This window comes from Endozoicomonas acroporae (genome assembly GCF_002864045.1).
In the GTDB taxonomy this organism is placed as follows: Bacteria; Pseudomonadota; Gammaproteobacteria; order Pseudomonadales; family Endozoicomonadaceae; genus Endozoicomonas; species Endozoicomonas acroporae.
In genome coordinates, this window is record NZ_PJPV01000092.1 from 1 (window position 1) to 16,265 (window position 16,265).

The window sequence follows — 16,265 nt, forward strand, 5'->3', positions numbered from 1 at the left end:
AGCACTTTAGCCGATAAGTAGCTAACCATATGAAATCATATATTTCTGACTCCTTGTGCTGGCACTCTGCTTCGTTACAACTCCGGTCACATAGCTACGGCTATGCTCCCTCCGTTGTGCCTCGCATAGTACCAGCCCAAGTAGCCAGAAATATTCGATCCCATATGGCCAGCTACTTAAGAATAAAAAACTTGCCGTTTTTCTCACATACGCCGGAGACTGAAAGCTCATCATGCTAACACTCAATGAAACACACGATGTCAACCTGACCAGCTGGGTTACATCAGCCAATAACAAAAACAGTGATTTCCCCATTCAAAACCTGCCCTTTGCCATCTTCCGACGTAAAGGCAGTGGTGAATCTTTCCGGACAGGTGTCGCCATTGGCAACCAGGTTCTGGATCTTGCCGCCGTTTCCCACACCGCAGTATTTTCACAGAAAGGTGCTTCAGGACTGTCCAGTGAGGCCCTGGAAACGTGCGGTGATGAAACCCTCAACCGATTTATGGGGCTTGGCCTTGAGCACTGGTCATCCCTGAGATCGGCGTTATCCAAAGCCCTGCGCGCCGGAGCCCCGGCAGAAGCGGAACTGTCGGGCTGTCTGGTTGCCATGGACGATGTGGAATATCGCCTGCCCTGCCAGATTGGTGATTACACCGACTTTTATACCTCCATCCACCACGCCACCAGCGTAGGTTCACTGTTCAGACCCGATAACCCATTGCTGCCCAACTACAAATGGGTGCCCATTGGCTACCATGGCCGTGCATCCTCTATTGATGTATCAGGCCAGAATTTTCATCGCCCCTGCGGCCAGACCAAAGCGCCGGATGCTGACACTCCCTCTTTTGGTCCCTGTAAACGGCTGGATTATGAACTGGAAATGGGGATCTTCATTGGCCCCGGCAATGCTCCGGGAGAACCGATCACGCTGGATCAGGCTGATCAACACGTATTTGGTCTCTGTCTGTTTAATGACTGGTCCGCCCGGGATATTCAGGCCTGGGAATACCAGCCACTGGGGCCATTTTTATCCAAGAGTTTTGCTTCCACCGTGTCCCCCTGGATTGTCACCCTGGAAGCGCTGGTGCCTTACCTGACCAGCTTTGAACGCCCCGCCAGTGATCCCCAGCCACTGCCTTACCTTGACTCCCGGAAAAACCGCCAGCAGGGCTCCATTGATATTCAGCTCTCTGCGCATCTGCTGAGCAGACAGATGGAGCTGGCAGGAGATTCACCTGCGAAACTGTCCCAATCCAGCTTCCGTCATTCCTACTGGACCATCAACCAGATGGTGGCACACCATACCGTAAATGGCTGCAACCTCCGGCCCGGTGATCTGTTTGGCAGTGGCACTCAGTCAGGCCCAAACCCGGAAGAAGCGGGTTCCCTGCTGGAGCTGTCCCATGGTGGTAAACAACCTCTGCCTCTGCCCAACGGTGAAACCAGAACATTCCTCGAAGATGGCGACACCGTTATTTTCAACGGCTGGTGTGAAAAAGCAGGACATGCCCGTATCGGCTTCGGTGAAGTGCAGGCGACAATTTTACCGGCTCAAGTGGTTCTGCCTGCCGGGACTGGAGAATAAACACCATGAAACTCTACAGCTACTTCCGCTCCTCGGCTGCCTATCGGGTAAGAATTGCCCTGAACCTGAAAGCGCTTGATTATCAACAATCGGCCATCAATCTACTGAAAGGCGAGCAGAACTCGGAGGAGTATAAACATATCAACCCCCTGGGACTGGTACCCACATTCACCACCGATAAAGGAATGCTCACCCAGTCTCTGGCCATTATTGAGTGGCTGGAAGAGTCATTCCCGGAACCCTCTATTATCCCCGGAGATCCCTGGAAAAAAGCCCAGCTACGTAGCCTGGCTTACCAGATCAGCTGTGACATTCACCCGATCAATAACCTCAGAATACTGAAATACCTGCAACAGGAACTGGCGGTAAGTGACGATGCCAAAACACAGTGGTACAAGCACTGGATTCACACAGGTTTTACCGCACTGGAAGCACAGCTGGATGACCAGCCCTTCTGTTGCTCGGCACAGCCCTCCATAGCCGACATCTGCCTTGTACCACAAGTGTTTAATGCCCTGCGCTTTAAGATGAATATGTCAGACTTCCCAAAAATCCATAAAATCTACCAGCACTGCAATACGCAGCCTGCCTTTATTGATGCGGCACCGGAAAACCAGCCGGACGCTGTGTGAGGGATTATTGTCGCCACCCGCTGCCCGCAAAAGCTCAGGTGGTTCCGCTTTTCGGGTAGCGGGAGGCGGGCAGCGTCTGTAAAAATATTCATCCGAAAAAGCGTAACAGTGTCCGCGTCACCAACTCTGGTTTCTGGGCATGAACCCAGTGACCCGCTCCCGGTATCACCCGCATGGATGCTGATGGAAAGAGTGCCAGCACCTGCTCACGGTGTTCCGGCAAAATATAGTCAGACTCGCCGCCCTTGATAAACAGGGTTTTATTGGCAATCCCCGTATCAGACTGCTGTCCGGCAAGAATTTCCATATAATGCGCCATAATCACAGGCAGATTCACCCGCCAGCAATAGAGCCCCTGCCCATCACGGTAGAGGTTTTTCAGCAGAAACTGACGCACACCTTGTTCTGGTTCATAAGCTTCCAGAAAACGGTCCGCTTCAGTACGGCTGTTCAGCGTATGCAAAGGCATGGACGACAACCCTTCAAGAATACTGTCGTGTCGCCTTTCCTGATAAGTAACCGGCGCAATATCGATCACAGCCAGCCTGGTGACGCGCTCCGGTGCCATCAGGGCAATGGTCATCGCTACCTTACCGCCCATGGAATGGCCAACCAAATGCACTTTCTCAAGCTGGTTATCATCCATATAGGCCAGAACATCTTCAGCCATGACCGAATAATTCATAGCCTCATCATGGGGTGAGCGCCCATGATTGCGCAGATCCAGCCCATGAACACGAAATGATTCAGCAAGACCACGGTTGATCATCCCCAGGTTTTCCCCAGAGCCAAACAGACCATGCAAACTGATCACATCAGCCCCCTGCCCCTGCTGCCTTGCGTACAATTTCATATTTTCACTGCTTCTCTTAAAGCCCGCTGACAAACGGTAAATACTGATCAGGAATTCTACCTAAACGTCAGTACAACCGCCTCTGCATTTGGTACAAAGATCATAAATTCAGCTTTGCCAGAAAAGCCAGCGGCTTATTTATGATGATCATCACCGCTGTCCCGGTAAGCAACCTAACCTCCAAGCAGGAAATATAAAGCCATCATGAGTGATCAACACTTCAACCTGGATCAATATCTGGAAGAACTGAAGCCCCTGATTAACGTCGATTGTGGTACCTGGACCCCCGCCGGTGTCAGCAAGGTTGCTGATATCATGACCGAAAAATACCAGGGCATCGGCTGGCAGGTTACCCGTCATACCTTTAATGAAAAAGTAGGCCCCGGCCTGCTGGCGACCAATAAGCCGGATGCCGAAGAGTACGACATCATGCTGATCGGGCACCTGGATACCGTTTTCCCGGAAGATACAGTGGCCGAATGGTCTCTGACCCATGATGGTGAAAAAGCCTACGGTCCGGGTGTGGCTGATATGAAATCCGGCCAGCTCAATATGTTCAAGGCCATCAGCCAGCTGCCAGAAGACGTCGCTGATCGTCTGAGCATCTGTGTCTGTATGAATCCGGATGAAGAAATCGGCTCCATCTACTCTGGCGACTGGCTCAAGAGCATTGCCAGCAAGAGCCGTTATGTACTGGTGGCTGAAGCTGCCCGTGCTGATGGCTCACTGGTTAAAGCCCGCAAAGGCATGGCCTCTTACCAGGTGGAGTTCAAGGGCAAAGCAGCGCACGCGGGTAATGAGCCCGAGAAAGGTATTTCAGCCATTACAGAGCTGGCGCACTGGATCACCACCCTGAACCAGGAAACCAACTTTGCAACTGGCACCACACTGAACTTCGGTGTTGTTAAGGGCGGTTCCGCCGGTAACGTGGTACCTGACTATGCGTCCACGGTCCTGGATATCCGTTTCTGGGATAACGATGACTACGCCCGCCTGGAAAGTAAGATCCAGCACATGCTGGAAAACCCGTCACTGCCGGGGATTGACATCGAGCTGACCTGCGAAGCCCACAAGCCGGCCTTTACCCCGAATGAAGGCAGTGAAAAGCTGATGGCCCTGATTGAAAAAACCGGTCAGGATATGGGACTGAACATTACCTGGCAGGCAGTGGGTGGCGGTTCCGATGCCAACCTGACCGGCTCACTGGGCGTGCCCACGATTGATGGTCTGGGCCCGATTGGCGGTGCCATGCACAGCCGTGATGAGTTTCTGGTACTTGACTCCATTGAGCCCCGTCTGACACTGCTGCGCAATGTGCTGATCAACCTGGCGGAAACCATTGGCCGATAACATCAAAAGCTAATAAATCAGGGCTCATCAATCACCGGTGAGCCCACAGAAGTAAAAACAAAAAGTAAAAACAAGAGGAACTAACGGGCATATTTCCGGTCTAGAAATTCAACCTCGTTAAGTTTTGTTTTATTGTAATGGACCCTAAAAATACCAGTTCTCAAAACACATATACTACTCCCCCTGGCCATAACCATCTTCTCTATCTGGGTGAGCAGCCACAATTAGAACCTAATGCCACTCATGCACCGAGGGTATATAACCATTGGCTGGTAGATCATACTCAATTACCGTTATACCACCCGGTGTATAAGGTTGCGGTATCCAGTGCATCTACTCCGGTTTTACAAAGACAGATGGCGCTTAGAAGCCAGACAGAAAGTCATTTACCCCGTAATAAGCCATCCTGCCTTCATGCTTTTTTAGAGAGCAGGGCAAATGAGTCCCCCGTCACATGGCTTAACAAGGAACAAGGTATTCTTAAAATAAATGACTGGTACCTGACAGAAGCCCAATGGAAGCAAGATCAACGTCTAAAAGGCGTCCTGAATCCCAGTGAATTACGTAATGCTTTATGCCACTCAGAAGATATAGACACCCTGCCTGGTCAGCACTACAAACTCTCGTCGTACAGGGGCGACCTGGTTACCAAAATGGCTACTACCAGAGCATTGCGTCATGCGCCCTACAATATGCCTGAGCGACGTACAGGGTCAGAACGGGGCTTATCTACACGCTCTACGGGCACAGGACTGAACATAACCACACAGACTCAACATGAAACAGCAAGATCACCACAGTTGTATGCCTGTACTTTTTTGGCAAGACAGGCGGATATTGGCCTATCTGTTCAATGGATTAATAAAGACCAGGGTTTATTTAAAGTATTAGATACTGAGCAAGTGAAGAAAGCATGGCGTTTACTTCAGCAGCAATTTAACGTAGTTAATGGCGAAACATTACAAGATGCCCTAATAAAAGAGATCAAAAAAAATGATATTGAGTGTGAAAGGCTTACCGATTCACATGAAATCATTTTCAAACTTAAGTATGAACACTACTCAGCTGACACCACTTCGTCAATAAAGAAAAATCAATCCACTGCATTATCCACTTCAAAGCAAACTTACCAAGCACCAACAAGAAGCTGCGAAGGTTGCCTGTCTTTTATTTTTTCAAATGCTGATGGACAGCAAAGCTTTGCAACATGGTATGACAAAGCAGCGGGTGAGCTTATTATCGACAAGAATAAATTGACAACCAAATGGCTATCAACCAATCCATCCGGGTATCGTGAACGAACTGACTTTGATTTCGTTGCCCGGTTTTTTGCAGTACAGAACTACTGGACCTACGATGACAACCGGAATATTTTTTCTTTAAATTTACGACATCCTATGGTCCTGAATGCCTTAAAAGTAACGACTCAGGAAACACCCTGGCGATCATCATCCATCCGGGCATCTGCCCCATCGGATCTGGCAAATCACAACAAACCGTTATCTGCATCTGAAGCAGGAGCTAGTCATCATACCCAGGGTACGGGAAAAACCAATCTTTTGGCGGCTCAGAAAAACCCGATGCTTGAGTGGATTAAGCAAGATGTTAATGAAAGCTGTAAATTCACCAAATGGCATGACAAAACGACAAATCAGCTCATACTTAACCTTTTTGCGCTGCAAGCCTACTGGACTACCAAACTGGAATTCTTCAGTCTGGAAAATATTCCATCCAATGCAGCTCATCAAGGTATCTCCCAGTTGGTAGAAGAAGGCTTATGCCATTATGATCATGGCACCAGACTTCTCACCTTATATTAAATCCTTCACCCCCGTCATTAATCGACAATACGATTATAAAAACCTTCGTCCTGATAGCCGAGTTACTGGCTGTCAGTCTTATTTAATTTACTGTAAATCTCAACAGCCAGAAGATGCATTTCCGGCATGATTTGAAACATCAGCTGTAACTGTTGCAGCAATAAACGGGTTTCAGGCCGCTCATCGGTTAATTCCGCTTTAGAAAAACGTCCACGACTTTGCACAGAGATCCCCATCAACTGTTTCTCCAACAATCGCAGATGGTTATCCATGAACTGATATTGTGCCAGCAGCCCTTCGTGAAAAGAGTCTCCAGCCAACAGCATCCGGTGTGCCCCCAGAGTGGAGATATAACTCAGCATGGCATGGGAAAGGGTCAGGAAGCGAAAGCTCTCATCCTTTGCCCGCTGATAGCGGGCCGGTTCAGTCAGCATATTCATAATGGCGGCATTGAGCCGGGCATCCATATTGTGCGCATGACGACGCGAAAGACGATAGGCCAATGTATCCCGTTTACCCGTCTGGTACTGCGCCATAACCTGAGCCAGATACTCTCTATGCCTGGCTATGGTCAATGCCATAATCCGATTCAGCCGCCGGGATTCCCAGTCCGGCAGAATAAACACAACCGCAGTGACGGCCAGCAGGCAGCCCAGCAGGGTATCCCCCAAGCGAGGCATAATCACAGCAAAGCCCAATCCCTGCTGATTAAAACAAAACAACACCAGCAAGGTAATAAACGCTGTTGCCAGATCATAGCGTACGGTACGAAATGCAAAAAACAGAATTCCGCTGATCACCATCAGAACCAGCTGACCTTCCTGCCCCGGAAAAAGGTACAAAAGTGGTATGCCGGTCAGGAGCCCGGCAAGCGTGCCAACGACCCTCTGGGCAAGTTTCTGCCGTGTAGCACTGTAGCTGGGCTGACAGACAAACAGGATAGTCAGCAGAACCCAGTAACCGGGTTGCAGGTGCAACCCCAGAATCAGCCCGTAACCCAGTGTCAGCGACGTTGCCAGACGAAGGCCATGTCGGAACAGAGGGCTGTCCAGGCGACACTCATGCCAGATACACAGCAGGTGAGCCTTGATTCCCCTGGGGTTGGAATCAGCCAATATGCGCTCGTCGGCGGATATTTCTGAGTCCGGGTGTCCTACAGATGATATTTGTAATTCCACTGTCGTCAGGTTTGTCAGCAGATATTCCAGCTGAACCATCAGATGTCGCCACTGAGGGTTTTCCTGTTGTTGCAGATATTTCAGCGACTGCTGCAGCTCATCAAGAACCGCTGCATTCTCGTTATCATGCAAATACTCTTGCCCCACGGTCAGAGACCGGGCTATGGCCCGGCATGCCTTAGCCTGAACTCGCAACATTTTCTGAAAGCGAAAAAGAATATCGCTGCGGGAAAAGTGCTCTGCCAGATCCTGATAACGATAATGGGAGGAACTCACCCGTTCATGGATATCCTGGGCAAGAAAGTATATGTGCAGGAAAGGCTGAGCGCTCACGCTGTCCTGTCGGCGGACTCTCTGGAGCAAAGAAGTCTTGGCCTGGTTCAGGGCATTGACAACACTGACATTTTTTCTGGCCAGCTCCAGACGCAGAGGCTGAGGGTTCATATTGGCGACGGGATCAAACAGCTGATTTTTACTGTCAAGATAACCCGCCAGCTCTTTGAATATATTGGCCAGGGATTGCTGTACCGGGCGATCAGGCCAGAGAATATGCCAGACCAGAGACAGCACACCATACCAGAGCGCACCACTGAGCAGCAGCTGCGGCTGCTCCCACAGGCTCTGGCTTGCCCCCGCACCCAGCATGGTGTAAACCGCCAGCAACAGCGAGGCAAAGGCCATACTGCTGTACCTTGGCCCCATGGCACCGAGCATGGTAAATCCAAACGTCGAACTGCACAGCCCTACCGCAAAAAGCAATGGATAATCAAACAGCAGCTCAATGGACAGTGATGCCAGCAGAAAACAGGCCAGCATCATGATCAGCGCTTTAATCCTTCCCCAAAGGTTGTCATCCACTTCAGCCAGGGCAGCGGCAATCACACCCAGAACCATGGGCGTGATGTCATCAGGTGATCCCCGATACCAGGCAGGCAAGGTAACGCCAGTCAGGGCAAAAAAGACTTTTACACTGTAATTAATCCGGTCGTTTGCCCAGTAATTGCGGAAAAAGTGGAAGATATCAGGGAAGAACATGATGGTGAGCTGGTTGCCGGACGATTGATCTAAAGTTTGTGAGGATACCCGAAAAACGCGTTGAGACTAAGTGACGATGGCCGTAACCCCAGAGCAACGACTTTTTGGCACGGGTTTTATGGCGCTTCACTCAGCAGCATTCAACAAAAAACCGGGAAAAATCACTCCCCCCTCAATAAAAAAACATAAAACACTATAAATACGCCATCAAAAAAGATAAATTATAGAAAAAACGCCTTAAATTCAAAATAAAAAACAACTAAATCACAAAAAACAGGAATTCATCCTGTTTTATTCTGGCCCTGTTTTTTTTTATTGACTGAACCCCGGTTTTACCAGAAATTAGCACTGCAACGCCAGTTCCACTCTCTTGTAGACCAGCCTCTGTGAACGATGGTTTGCAGATGAGGAACGGCTGTTTGCTATTTGTCTTGACCGGCATTCAGAGCAGGCAGAGATGGAAGAGTATCCAGACTTCGAAGAAGAGTTTAAAAAAGCGGCCAAAGCTAAAAAGCGTTATCGCACCCGCCAGGCCGACTATGAGAAAAAACGGTCGAAAGCGGAGCTTCACCTTGAACGCAAACGGTTGCGGGAGTTACTCGGCGACGAGCACCTGGTCTTTGACCACTGGTAAACTGACCCCCGTTATTGATCAGGATCCCTCCTCTACCCAAGGGCTGCTGTTGATCAGCCCGCTTTGATTTATATTGCTGTTGACAAGCGATAACCCGGACCTCTTTTGTGACGATGGAAAAGCGACCATGAGCAGCACACCCGGCTCATCGCCAACCATGGCATGGTGACAAGGCATGTTCATGGCAAAAGACGAGCACTACTTTTATAACATCGTTTTACGTATCTGCTGGTCTGCGTATATTCAGTAAAAAGCGCTCTGGTAAGCCATACTTTTTCTCAGCCTTTTAATTTGAATCAGTCATGAACCAGGTTTTCAGCCAGAGCGCAGAATGACCTTTTATCAGGAATTACCCAATGCGAATTGCGCTACTTTCCCGTAACGAGCGGTTATACTCATCCCGCCGCATCATTGAGGCTGCAGAAGCCAGAGGTCATACCATCGATGTTATTGATATTTTGAGTTGCTACATGAATATCAATGACAAACACCCCAGTATTCATATGAAAGGGGTGGAGCTGCCTCATTATGATGCTGTGATTCCACGTATTGGTGCCTCCAACACCTTTTACGGGACTGCGGTTATTCGCCAGTTTGAAATGATGAACTGTTACTCACTGAATGAGTCCCTGGCCATTGCCCGCTCCCGTGACAAGTTACGGTCAATGCAACTGCTGTCGCGTAAAGGCGTGGGCTTGCCGGTTACCGGCTTTGCCAGTGGCCCTGGCGATATCCCCGACCTGATCGATATGGTTGGCGGTGCCCCCCTGGTGATCAAATTGCTGGAAGGCACCCAGGGTATTGGCGTAGTCCTTGCCGAGACCCGGAAAGCGGCAGAAAGTGTCCTGGAAGCATTTATGGGCCTGAAAGCCAATATTATGGTTCAGGAATACATCAAAGAGGCCGGCGGTGCGGATATTCGCTGTTTTGTCATTGGCGACAAAGTCATCGCTGCGATGAAACGTCAGGCACCTGAAGGCGAGTTCCGCTCCAACATTCACCGGGGCGGCAGTGCCAGCCTGGTGAAGCTGACCAAAGACGAGCGGGCTACCGCAGTAAAGGCGGCAAAAGCCATGGGGCTGAGACTGGCAGGTGTGGACATTCTTCGCTCCAATCGCGGCCCCCTGGTGATGGAAGTCAACTCCTCTCCGGGGCTGGAAGGTATTGAGCGGGCAACAGCCAACGATGTAGCCAACTGCATTATCGAATACCTTGAAAATAACTATCGCCGCACGAGTAATACACGAATTACCGGATAAATTCACTTCACCAACCCACCATCACTCTGATTAAAAAAACGCCCGAGTGATGCTTTGCAATCCCGGTCTCTTCCTTATCAGGCCTGATGACCGGGGCTGGAGTCTTCCATGGAAAGAGCACAACCCCTAGAGCTATTTGGCCATACCATTTTGCCAGGTACACGACAGCACCTTAATATCCCGGTCGTCAGACTCTACACCGATACGCCCATTGATCTTCGGATTGAGGTTATTCACGGTCGCAAAAAAGGCCCATGCCTGTTAGTGACGGCGGCCATTCATGGCGATGAACTCAATGGCGTGGAAATCTGCCGACAACTCCTCGGCTATAAAAATCTGGCGAAAATCCATGGCACCCTGATTGTCATTCCCGTAGTTAATCAGCTCGGATTCATCCAGCAAATTCGTTACCTGCCTGATCGCAGAGACCTGAACCGCTGCTTCCCGGGGTCCAGCAAAGGGTCTCTGGGCGGAAGGCTCGCCAACCTGATTACTACGGGCATTTTTCCACACGTTGACTACGCCCTGGACCTCCACACCGGAGCCATTCACAGAACCAACCTGCCACAGCTGAGAACCGACCTGACCAACGAGCAATGTCTTGGTCTGGCCAGAGCCTTTGGTGCGCCGGTAATCCTCCACTCATCCCTGAGAGATGGCTCTTTCCGCCATGCAGCCAATGAGTACAACATTCCGGCACTGGTTTATGAAGCCGGTGAAGCATTACGACTGGAACAGGCTTCCATCAAGCTGGGTTTTAAAGGCGTTATGCGTGTTATGCGTCATCTGAATATGCTGCCCGGGAAACCCGCCAAAACACCGGCTATTCAGCCATGGGAGTGCAACCAGAGCCAGTGGCTGAGAAGCTCAAGGGATGGATTGGTGTTACTTCATATCAAACAGGGTCACCTGGTCAAAGAAGGGGACACCATGATGACCATTGTGAATCCGTTTGACGCCAGCGACAGTGAAAGCATCACCGCGCCGTTTGATGGCGTTGTTATTGGCCTCAGCCAGCTGCCACTGGCCAATGAGGGCGACGCACTGGTTCATCTTGCCAAAGTCAGCAGTGCTCTGGCAGATACCGAGTATGACCAGGAAGTGGTTGAAGAAGTGCTTGATCTGGGTGTTGCCCAGCTGCCGGTACCTGAAAATCACGATTAAACCGTAATTTACCGCCTCAAAACCAGGTGCATCAACACAGCCCCGGCATATCTCAGAGTGGCAGAATAGGAATCAGCACCAGTTCTGGCCACGTGCAGAGCCCTTGCCTGAATAAAGGGATATGCTGGCGGTTTTGTTGGCTGCCTCACTGGTGGCAAAGGCGATGTTGCTGGCAACTGACAATAAGGATTAGCAGTGGATGAACCATAACCAACGGCCGGACCTGTCGGCCAGGTTCGGGCAGCAATACCGAAACCTGCCGGACTACACCTGGGCAGAATATCAAAATTGGCAGGCATGACCAGCTGCAGTTCAGGCTGGAAGGAATCTTCAGTTTGTACCACTGAACGCCAGGCCGAAACCGGCGTTAGCCAGTCATTTTTCTGCAAGCTACTGTAGTTCAGATTAAGCACAGGCTGCCTGCGGGCGACATCAAGTTCCGCAAGGTATTGCTCTTTATCTACTTTCATATTGCGACAGGATGCTGCGTATATATCCTCCATCGTCAGGTTGGAATGATCTTTATTCATCATTTCTATCGCAAAGTTGATAAACAATTTACTTTGCCAGATTGAATCCATATCAACACACCATTTGCCCCCGTGAGCCTGAACCTCAGAGAATACATAACCATAACTTGCCATCTGGTCTGCCGAAGGCCATTTCGGAAATTTATCCAGTATGCAAATGCCATCTTCGTTGTAATAAGAGCGCACTCTCAGATGGTGCTCAAAGGCTTGCGCATCGCGGAGTTCAGAGAAACCGTGGAGCACGATAATATCCCGGTCGGACAGTTCCCTGATTTTCTCTGGCTTCAGGAATGATTCATGGGGTAGTTGATGTCTGAAAAGCAGTCGGGTGCCAGAGTTCAGCGCAGCAATTTTTCGTTTTCCTGAATCAAAAGAGACCAGGCAACAGCCAACGTGGTCAACGGTTGCCTGTTCTATGAGACGGTTACTGGTACCATCACTGGTAAAGGTCTTATGCCCGGAACCATGACGCCAGAATAAATCAGAAGACGGGTGGTCCCGAAAAACATTTCCGTCATCGTCACAACCCCAGACTTCATGAAACATTGAGAAATGTGAAGAAATTGGTCCCATTAAAAACCCCCCTCAACTATCTTTTTCCGACTACTCACCTTTAAAAAGTGTCATAAAGTTTACTGACCATACGATAATGAAAAAGTTTCACCGTTGACTTCCGGAGTACCTGACTTTCAGTACCAATAGAATGATGCCAACAGCCTCTACAATTGCAGAAACAACCGGAGTTTATCGCCATAATCCAGTTGCACAGCCCGGGAATAACACCGGAATAATCGCCCGAGTGCCCTGGCGAAAAGTCCGTACCTGTACCATTGCGTTTGTCGGCGCGGGTTTTATCGCTGCTGCGATCGCGTCCGGTGCTTTTATACCTACCGCGGTTTTTGCCACTGCCGGGCTTATTTGCCTGGCAACTGCACTTTGTCAAATCCTTAACCCATCGTCATCAACTCAGCGTAACATTGCGCAACTTTCGCCAACACCGACAGCAGGCTCACCGGCTCAGGCTGAATCACTTCTGCCCGGTTCGCATTGCCTTGCAGCGAGTAATGACCGCCAGTCCGCTACCCCGCCCATCCGGACAGTCATCACCGGAAACAGCAGAGAATTGCCTGCCATTGCCGAAACTCTGCAGGGCATCCTGAAGGCCCTTGGATCGGTTACGCATACGTTTCCCAGTTTCTCCCGGTTCTGCTCCGCAGAGGTCTCCAAACGTTTCCTGGAGCTGCGCAAAAGATCCAGAGATGTTCCCTTTGAGCAAAATCTCAATGGTGGGGCCTGTACCAGGGCCAGTGCCGCTAACTTTAGAAATTATGCCCTCTCCAAGCACAGCAATATAAGCTGTCACCAGGCATACTGCGCCATGCCTGGCCAGGCATACCATGCCAACTACATCGACATGCATTACGGTCGTTTCATTGCGGCACAGGGGGCCGTCAACAGAACCCATAACCGTTTCCTGCAGCTGCTGGCAGTGAACGATACGGCCATCTCCGTTGCCCTGGTCACTGAGAATGAACTCAAAAGCCGTGATAACACCCGCATTGGACCAACCGACATTGATCAGCCGAAAACCATTCCTGCACTGGAAATCACCACCACAACAGGAACGGAGACATTGCCTTCCGTATCAGTAAGCCTGGTCGGTTCAATGGATCTGCCAGATATGAAGCTGAGGATTGACCAACTGGAAATTAATGGCAAACCGCACTTTCGCATCAATGAAATGGGGTGGGTTGATGGAACAGCCAACAATCCGGTGAGGCTGGCAGCCATCACGATGATTGCCGAAACCTTGAGAAGACACCCGGCAGTGCTGGAACGGGCAAATAATCCGATGGTGGTTAACTGTAACGCGGGGGTAGGCCGGACCGGTACATTTATTGTCGCCAGCGATATCATTCGCCACTATGGGCAAAATCCACAAGGGGGCCCACTGGATATAGACAGTAAGATTCTTGCCGCCAGACAGCGCAGATCTTTGAAGTTTGTGCAAAACTCCCGCCAGTACCAGAACCTGGTCATATTACAAGAGAACCGAAACGCCATACTGCGGGCTATGTTGGAGGCAGGGGTGTGAACTACTCACCCTTGACAGGTTCACGCCTGACGAGTTAACCCGCAGGTTGCCCCACGGATAAACCATCAAGAGGCCAGGAGCCTGACCGAGAATAGACTGCCCTAAGCGGCAACTGCTCCTGCGTTGCACTAGCTCCTGCATCCATGCAGTCGTGCGGTGGCAGCAAATTGGTCTAAAAAGTCGGAAATTTTTAGCAAATAGAACCACTATTCACTAAAAATTTCCGACTTTTTATTCTCAATTTTCTGCCATCCTCGCTACGGGGTCGCCTAGACGGGCGCTATTCTCGGTCAGCCTCCTGGCGGTTAAACGGACACAGCCGCTTTGATATGGGGATGGGCTTGATAATTCACCAGCTCAAAGTCATCAATGGAAAACTCAAACAGATCACGAATGGCCGGGTTTAGCTTCATCCGGGGTCGCTGGTAAGGTGTGCGGCTTAACTGCTCTTCTGCCTGTTCAAGATGATTTGCGTACAGGTGAGCATCACCAAAGGTGTGAACAAAATCACCGGGCTCCAGGTCACAGACCTGGGCAATCATCATCGTCAACAACGCGTAGGAGGCAATATTAAAAGGCACTCCCAGAAAGATGTCAGCGCTGCGTTGATACAACTGGCAGGACAACTTGCCATCCAAAACATAAAACTGAAAGAGGCAGTGGCACGGTGGTAGCGCCTGACGCCCCATAGCGGCATTGTCTTTTGGCGAGTAGGCGACATCCGGAAGTACCGATGGATTCCAGGCGCTGATCACCATCCGCCTTGAATCCGGGTTGGTTTTGATCTCATTCAATAGCCACTGAATCTGGTCGACCACTTCACCATTGGCCCCCTCCCAGCTGCGCCACTGTTTGCCATAAACCGGGCCGAGATCACCGTCGTCGGTTGCCCACTCATTCCAGATCCGGACACCGTTTTCCAGCAGGTAGCCGATATTGGTATCCCCTTTGAGGAACCACAATAATTCATGAATGATTGAATTCAGATGACACTTTTTGGTGGTCACCAGTGGCAAGCCCCGGGAAAGATCAAACCGCATCTGATAGCCAAACACACTGTAGGTACCCGTGCCGGTTCGATCCGCTTTGAACGTGCCATGGTCTTTTACATGGCGCAGGAGGTCCAGATATTCTTTCATCGTTTTTTCGATCCACTATTTCTTTGCTTAAGCTCTGGGCTGTTATTCGCCCTGGTCTTTGCCAGCCAGGTGGCGTCATCACTATTCATACCATTCACCAGTGAATGGTGACGATAACCCCAAACCATAAACACTATACCCATAACGACCATCGGCAAAGACAACAGCTGCCCCATGGTCAGCCAGTCGAAGGCGATAAAACCAAGCTGGGCATCCGGCTCCCGGACAAACTCAACGGCAAACCTTGCCAGCCCATAGATCAGCAGGAACAGTCCGGAAATGGCCATTCTAGGCCTGAGCTTTGCTGAAAACCACCACAGTATGCCAAACAGCACAAGCCCTTCCAGGAAGAACTGATAAAGCTGGGAAGGGTGTCTTGCCATTTGCCCGGGATCGGTGGGAAACACCATGGCCCAGGGCACCTCGGAGGCTCTGCCCCAAAGCTCGCCACCAATAAAGTTTCCTATTCGACCAAGGCCCAGCCCCAAAGGCACCAGTGGGGCAATAAAGTCCGTCACCTGAAAAAAGCGTTTACCCTGAGAACGGCCATAGAGCCACATGGCCACAAGCACCCCAAGCAGACCACCGTGAAAGGACATGCCACCATCCCACACTTTGAACAGCCAGAGTGGGTCTCTGTCAAAATAGTCAAAGTGATAGAAGATGACATACCCGAATCGACCGCCCAGGATAACCCCGACAGCCCCATAGAAAACCAGATCACTGACCTGTTCCGGACGCCACAGGCCGCCGGATCTTCGGGCACGAATACCACCCAGCCAGAGTGCCAGTGCAAAGCCTGCAAGGTACATCAGGCCATACCAGTGCACACTCAAAGGGCCAAGACTGAACGCCACGGGATCTATCTCAGGATACGCAATCACAAACCATTTCCGATCAGTAAAATACAGTTCAAGTGTACCAAGGTAACTGGCTTCTGAGCCAGTCGGAAACAGTTGAATTAAAAGGAAAGTCGTTGATGTCGTCG

General features: G+C 50.4%; 13 protein-coding genes. 8 read left to right on the forward strand and 5 right to left on the reverse strand.

Annotated features, from left to right (window positions below; translation table 11 throughout):
- Positions 1 to 232 precede the first annotated feature (232 nt).
- Together fahA and maiA are read left to right on the forward strand one after the other, a co-directional pair.
- The gene (fahA, locus tag CX664_RS15720) at positions 233 to 1,588 is read left to right on the forward strand and encodes a fumarylacetoacetase (RefSeq protein WP_101747662.1); all 1,356 of its coding nucleotides are present in this window, start codon (positions 233 to 235) and stop codon (positions 1,586 to 1,588) included.
- Between the two features lie 5 nt (positions 1,589 to 1,593).
- Positions 1,594 to 2,220 carry a maleylacetoacetate isomerase gene (gene maiA / locus CX664_RS15725; protein ID WP_101747663.1) on the forward strand — a complete coding sequence of 209 codons (627 nt, stop codon included), beginning with the start codon at positions 1,594 to 1,596 and terminating at the stop codon, positions 2,218 to 2,220.
- Positions 2,221 to 2,308: 88 nt separating this feature from the next.
- Here the strand turns inward: maiA and CX664_RS15730 are convergent, their stop codons facing one another.
- Entirely contained in the window at positions 2,309 to 3,073 is a 765-nt protein-coding gene (locus CX664_RS15730) for an alpha/beta fold hydrolase (RefSeq protein ID WP_101747664.1), read from the reverse strand.
- Between the two features lie 204 nt (positions 3,074 to 3,277).
- Here CX664_RS15730 and CX664_RS15735 point away from each other — a divergent pair, with 204 nt between their 5' ends.
- Both CX664_RS15735 and CX664_RS15740 read left to right on the forward strand, forming a co-directional pair.
- Positions 3,278 to 4,423 carry a M20 family metallopeptidase gene (locus CX664_RS15735; protein WP_101747665.1) on the forward strand — a complete coding sequence of 382 codons (1,146 nt, stop codon included), beginning with the start codon at positions 3,278 to 3,280 and terminating at the stop codon, positions 4,421 to 4,423.
- A gap of 137 nt (positions 4,424 to 4,560) precedes the next feature.
- Positions 4,561 to 6,243 carry a hypothetical protein gene (locus CX664_RS15740; protein WP_146000049.1) on the forward strand — a complete coding sequence of 561 codons (1,683 nt, stop codon included), beginning with the start codon at positions 4,561 to 4,563 and terminating at the stop codon, positions 6,241 to 6,243.
- A gap of 62 nt (positions 6,244 to 6,305) precedes the next feature.
- On the opposite strand, the gene yccS is transcribed toward CX664_RS15740, so the two are convergent.
- Positions 6,306 to 8,456, reverse strand: a complete 2,151-nt coding sequence (yccS, locus tag CX664_RS15745) for a YccS family putative transporter (protein ID WP_101747667.1) — start codon at positions 8,454 to 8,456, stop codon at positions 6,306 to 6,308.
- A 457-nt stretch (positions 8,457 to 8,913) separates the two neighbouring features.
- Between yccS and CX664_RS26470 the strand changes: the two genes are divergently transcribed.
- From CX664_RS26470 to CX664_RS15760, 3 genes are all read left to right on the forward strand, one after another.
- Positions 8,914 to 9,090 (forward strand): hypothetical protein, encoded by a 177-nt coding sequence (locus CX664_RS26470; protein WP_163370053.1) that lies wholly within the window; start codon positions 8,914 to 8,916, stop codon positions 9,088 to 9,090.
- A 356-nt stretch (positions 9,091 to 9,446) separates the two neighbouring features.
- Entirely contained in the window at positions 9,447 to 10,349 is a 903-nt protein-coding gene (gene rimK / locus CX664_RS15755) for a 30S ribosomal protein S6--L-glutamate ligase (RefSeq protein ID WP_101747669.1), read from the forward strand.
- Between the two features lie 108 nt (positions 10,350 to 10,457).
- Positions 10,458 to 11,513 (forward strand): succinylglutamate desuccinylase/aspartoacylase family protein, encoded by a 1,056-nt coding sequence (locus tag CX664_RS15760; protein ID WP_101747670.1) that lies wholly within the window; start codon positions 10,458 to 10,460, stop codon positions 11,511 to 11,513.
- Positions 11,514 to 11,521: 8 nt separating this feature from the next.
- Here CX664_RS15760 and CX664_RS15765 read toward each other — a convergent pair whose 3' ends face one another.
- On the reverse strand, positions 11,522 to 12,616 hold the full coding sequence (locus CX664_RS15765) for a hypothetical protein (RefSeq protein ID WP_146000050.1): 1,095 nt from the start codon (positions 12,614 to 12,616) through the stop codon (positions 11,522 to 11,524).
- A gap of 130 nt (positions 12,617 to 12,746) precedes the next feature.
- Between CX664_RS15765 and CX664_RS15770 the strand changes: the two genes are divergently transcribed.
- Positions 12,747 to 14,138 carry a protein-tyrosine phosphatase family protein gene (locus CX664_RS15770; protein ID WP_101747672.1) on the forward strand — a complete coding sequence of 464 codons (1,392 nt, stop codon included), beginning with the start codon at positions 12,747 to 12,749 and terminating at the stop codon, positions 14,136 to 14,138.
- 305 nt (positions 14,139 to 14,443) lie between these two features.
- Here CX664_RS15770 and CX664_RS15775 read toward each other — a convergent pair whose 3' ends face one another.
- Together CX664_RS15775 and lgt are read right to left on the reverse strand one after the other, a co-directional pair.
- Complete coding sequence (locus CX664_RS15775; RefSeq protein WP_101747673.1) at positions 14,444 to 15,277, reverse strand: thymidylate synthase; 834 nt, start codon at positions 15,275 to 15,277, stop codon at positions 14,444 to 14,446.
- Positions 15,274 to 16,161 carry a prolipoprotein diacylglyceryl transferase gene (gene lgt / locus CX664_RS15780; RefSeq protein WP_101747674.1) on the reverse strand — a complete coding sequence of 296 codons (888 nt, stop codon included), beginning with the start codon at positions 16,159 to 16,161 and terminating at the stop codon, positions 15,274 to 15,276. The genes CX664_RS15775 and lgt overlap by 4 nt, the downstream gene beginning before the upstream one ends.
- Positions 16,162 to 16,265 lie beyond the last annotated feature (104 nt).